Raw genomic sequence first — 4,221 nt, 5'->3', positions numbered from 1 at the left:
TGGTTGGCAAGTGTCCCGGCGAGCTGCGGCGCGGTCGAGAAATGAATGAAGCCGTCGCGGGCGTCGTCGGCGCTGCCGCCGTAGCGGCCGGCCTGTTCGGCGCCGCGCCAGGCCGCCGCGTCACAGATCTTATAAATCGTGCGCAAGGGCGCGAATTCCCGTCGTTGCGGCTGGTTGTTGGGTCGGGCGGCAATCGGGCCCGCAACTCCCCGGGCAACCGAAACATCCGCTCAAACAATAAGTTGCGCACGTCGGAAGGGCAAAGCCGAATCCGGCATAGCGGATCCGCACACCCTCGGTTGCCCGGACGATCCCGGACCTGTGCGGGCGACCGTATCGGCCGTCCTGAGGCTTCGCAAGAGCTTGCGGTTTTGTCGCCGGACGGGATTGCATAACGCCTTTAATTAAGGCAATAATTCCTAGTCGTAAGTCCGTTTCTCGCGCCGGATCCGACGGCGCGTCCGGGGTGCCTTCCGATGCAAATGCTGACGCATGATCAGATCTGGACTGCGCTCGACCGGCTGGCCGAACGCGCCGGCCTCTCCCCCTCGGGACTCGCGAAGAAATCCGGCCTCGACCCAACGACGTTCAACAAATCGAAGCGCATCACCAATGACGGCCGCGAGCGCTGGCCTTCGACCGAATCAGTCGCCAAGGCGCTGCAGGCCACCAACACCGCGATCGATACGTTCGTGCAACTGATTCACGATCGGCCGCGGGTGGTGCAGTCGGTCCCGTTGCTCGGCCTCGCTCAGGCCGGCTCCGGCGGTTATTTCGACGATGGCGGCTTCCCGGTCGGCAAGGGCTGGGACGAAGTCGGGCTGCCGTCGATCACCGACGAGCACGCTTACGCGCTGGAAATCTCCGGCGATTCGATGAAGCCCGCGTATCGCAGCGGCGACATCGTGGTGGTATCGCCGAGCGCCACCGTGCATCGCGGCGACCGCGTGGTGGTCAAAACCACCAAAGGTGAAGTGATGGTGAAGGAGTTGAAGCGGCGCACCGCCAAGGTGGTCGAACTGGCTTCTCTCAATCCCAGCCATCCCGACCGGACTCTGGCACCGTCAGAGATCGAATGGATCGGCCGAATCGTCTGGGCCAGTCAGTAATCAGAAAGCGTCGTTCATTCGTCCCACTTCCCTTTGCTCCGTCGTCAGGCAATGCTAGTTCCCGCGCATCAACCCGGGAGACGTCGATGGACCGTCGCAATATCCTGAAGGCCTTTGCTGGCCTCGCTCTATGTCCGCTTTGCGCCACCGCCGGCGCTGCCGCCGAAGGCGCCCACCATTGGGGCTATGAGGGTGAAGGCGGCCCGGCCAAGTGGGGCGAGCTCGATCCCGCCAACCAGATCTGCTCGATCGGGGTGCAGCAATCGCCGGTCGATATCCGCTCGACCGTCAGTGCCAATCTGTTTCCGCTGCAGGTGCAGTGGGCCGATACGGCCGATACCATCATCAACAACGGTCATACCATCCAGCTCAACGTCGCCGAAGGCTCGACGCTCAAGCTCGGCGGCGCGACTTTCAAGCTGGTGCAATTCCACTTCCACCGTCCCAGCGAGCATCAGATCGACGGCAAGTCGTTCCCGATGGAAGTGCACTTCGTCCACCGCATGGACTCCGGCACGCTCGGCGTGGTCGGCGTGCTGATGCAGGAAGGCGCCGCCAACGCGGCGTTCGCCAAGATCGTCGCGACCATGCCGCAGAGCGAAGGTCCGGCAGTGAAGGCCGATGCTGGGATCAATCCGAACGCGCTGCTGCCGGCCAAGCTCGGTTACTACCGCTATGAAGGGTCGCTGACGACGCCGCCGTGCTCTGAGGTCGTCGACTGGATGGTGCTGACCGATCCGATCACCGTCGCGGCCGAGGACGTTGCGGCGTTCGCCAAGCTGTATCCGATGAACGCGCGCCCGGTGCAGAAGGACAACCGCCGCTTCGTGCTGCAGTCCAACTAAGCGGCACACACTCTCAACGACGAAGGCCTGACGCGGACGCCGCGTCAGGCCTTTTCGTTTTCACAGAAGAGATATCGGACTAACGCTCAGCCGCCGGTATTGGGCGTCGCGTCGGCGACCGGCACCAGCGGCACGTCCGCGACCAACGACGAAGTCATCGACGGCACCTGGGCGCCATTGGTCGCCTTGATCACCGCCTGCCGCGCCTTGGCGAAAGCGGCTTCCGCGCTTGCCGGCGACGACAGCGAACCGATCAGCTCCCCAACCACCATGCTGTTGGGAGCGTCATTGTCGTCCGCCACCTGCCCCGGCGTCGCCGACGACAGCACCAGCGCATTGGCCGGCGTCTGGATCGGCGCCAGCCCGTGCGAATAGGCGCGGAAGCGGCGCTCATAGGGATTGCGGCGTGACGCGTCGAGCACCGCCAGATTGGTGTGAGCGCCGGCGGCCTTGATCTCCGCCAGCACCTGCTCGACACTGACGCCGCTGCGGCGCACGTCGGCTTCGGTCCAGATCTTGGCGTCGACCGGAATCATGTAGTTGTCGCGGCCGGACTGAATTCCGTAGCCGCCGAAGAACAGCATCACGGTCGCGTCCTTAGCCGCGCGGGCCTTGATCCGCGCGACCGCGCGCAGGATGTCGTCGCGGCTGGCGTCCTCGATCATGTCGACGTCGTAGCCTTCATGGCGCAGCGAGGCGCTGAGCAAACGGGCATCGTTGATCGGCTGCAGCAGCGGCGAAGCGGCATCGGGGTAATGGGCATTGCCGATGACCAGGGCCAACCGCGACGAGGTCGCCTTCGCGTCGACGGCCGTCGGGGCTGCGGCACGCGCCGTATCGACCGGGCGCTTGTACAGCGCCGCATGCGCGCCGATCGCCAGCGACACCACGGCCACCAAGGCAGCAGCAACCGTGAGGGTCCGCCGGGAAAAGCGATGCAGCCGGTTTGCCATCGTCAAATCGTCCTTATCGGCGCGCGCAGGCATTCGTCGCGTCGCTGCCGTTCAGGTTCATGGATGAGCGGATCATTTGCGTATGAATTGCGCTCAATTTGCGGCGTCGCACAATAACAATCCCTTAAACAGTTCAGGACGTTCAGGCAAGCGAGCAGGACTACGGAGCGTCGAACCGGCCGACGGCGACGGTGTTCCGGTTCCGGTGATCTTGGCCGGGCGACGGCCGATCGAGATTTGATCCGTTCAGACGGGACAAAAGCCTCGGGAGCGCTCGCGAATTCTTGGCTGATCTTGCTGCGACAAAAATCATCTTGGGCAGGCGCCGCAATCTGTCCTACGCCTCGCGCCATCCGACGAGAGCCAGCCGGGCGACGGCCGCGGGTTTGTATTCCCGGTCCGTCCATGCGATTCCTCGTCGGCTCGAACGTGTCAGAGCGCGCGGAAGACGATCATGGATGTGCTGAAGATGGCCGGCGCGGCGTACCGCGCGCTGACCGCCCGGAAACAAGCGCCGACGCTGTACGACCTGTGCGATCCGGTGTTCCTCGGTCACAAGCACGGCGATCCGCACATCTCCAAATTCTACAAGACTGCACTCGCCAACCCGGCGCTGCGGCCGCTGCTGCGCAAGGCCGGTCTGCCGGAGCTGCACGACCCGGTGCGGTTTCGCGCCGTTCGCGACGCCCTGATCAGCGCCCGCGACGATGCCGAGCCGGATTGGGCTGCGATCGGCGCGCCGATCGCCGAGTTGATCGACACCGTCCGGCTGGAGCACCCGCGTCCGCCGAGCTGGGTGGCGCCCGCGCAAACGCCGCGGCTCGCCGACATCGACAGCGCGATCCGCGCCTGCGGCGATCATTTGCTGCAATCCTGGAGCCGCAACGGCTTCCTGCCGGCCTATGCGTCGTTCAACCTGATCGGCGACGCGGATCTCGACGGCAGCGCCTTCCTCGCAGCGCTGAACGGGCTGAATTCGCGCAGCTACAAGAATTCGACGCTACTGTTCAATCTGGCGCGGGTGTTCATCGCCCGATCGCCGGCAGAAGGCGTGATCAATCCGCGCTGGCGCGGGATCGCCGAGCCGATGTGGTCACCGGTGCAGATCCGGCATCGCTCAGCCTATTACGATGCGTTCTACATCGAGGCACTGCTCGGATTCATCGATTCCGGCCTCGGTACGCCCGACGACACCCGCTCGGCGCGGCGGATGATCGCCGACATGACCGAGTTTTGCCTCAAGACTAGCCGCGAGCGAGTCCGCACGGCCGAGGGCGAACCGTTCGAAGCCATCACCGCGCTGGCCCCGCCGCC

At 64.7% G+C, this 4,221-nt stretch carries 4 protein-coding genes and 1 pseudogene; 3 read left to right on the top strand and 2 right to left on the bottom strand.

Annotation, left to right across the window (positions count from 1 at the left end):
- The coding region (locus tag DYI24_RS22325) for a DUF952 domain-containing protein (protein ID WP_164573887.1) at positions 1-146 on the bottom strand (146 nt) is incomplete at its 3' end.
- A gap of 336 nt (positions 147-482) precedes the next feature.
- Between DYI24_RS22325 and DYI24_RS22320 the strand changes: the two genes are divergently transcribed.
- The gene (locus tag DYI24_RS22320; RefSeq protein ID WP_041809462.1) at positions 483-1,109 is read left to right on the top strand and encodes a S24 family peptidase; all 627 of its coding nucleotides are present in this window, start codon (positions 483-485) and stop codon (positions 1,107-1,109) included.
- An 86-nt stretch (positions 1,110-1,195) separates the two neighbouring features.
- Positions 1,196-1,954, top strand: a complete 759-nt coding sequence (locus tag DYI24_RS22315) for a carbonic anhydrase (RefSeq protein ID WP_107342972.1) — start codon at positions 1,196-1,198, stop codon at positions 1,952-1,954.
- 86 nt (positions 1,955-2,040) lie between these two features.
- Here the strand turns inward: DYI24_RS22315 and DYI24_RS22310 are convergent, their stop codons facing one another.
- Complete coding sequence (locus DYI24_RS22310) at positions 2,041-2,907, bottom strand: caspase family protein (RefSeq protein ID WP_164573886.1); 867 nt, start codon at positions 2,905-2,907, stop codon at positions 2,041-2,043.
- Positions 2,908-3,361: 454 nt separating this feature from the next.
- Between DYI24_RS22310 and DYI24_RS22305 the strand changes: the two are divergent.
- A pseudogene (locus DYI24_RS22305) lies at positions 3,362-4,221 on the top strand (hypothetical protein); the annotation flags it as partial.

Source organism: Rhodopseudomonas sp. BR0C11, assembly GCF_010820945.1.
Taxonomy (GTDB): Bacteria; Pseudomonadota; Alphaproteobacteria; order Rhizobiales; family Xanthobacteraceae; genus Rhodopseudomonas; species Rhodopseudomonas palustris_H.
Note: the sequence above shows the minus strand (reverse complement) of the source record. Positions and strands in the feature narration are given on the sequence as shown.

Bases quoted from the DNA above. Each gene is read 5' to 3' on its own strand.
- DYI24_RS22310 (WP_164573886.1), bottom strand. From the start codon at position 2,907: ATGGCAAACCGGCTGCATCGCTTTTCCCGGCGGACCCTCACGGTTGCT.
- DYI24_RS22315 (WP_107342972.1), top strand. From the start codon at position 1,196: ATGGACCGTCGCAATATCCTGAAGGCCTTTGCTGGCCTCGCTCTATGT.
- DYI24_RS22320 (WP_041809462.1), top strand. From the start codon at position 483: ATGCTGACGCATGATCAGATCTGGACTGCGCTCGACCGGCTGGCCGAA.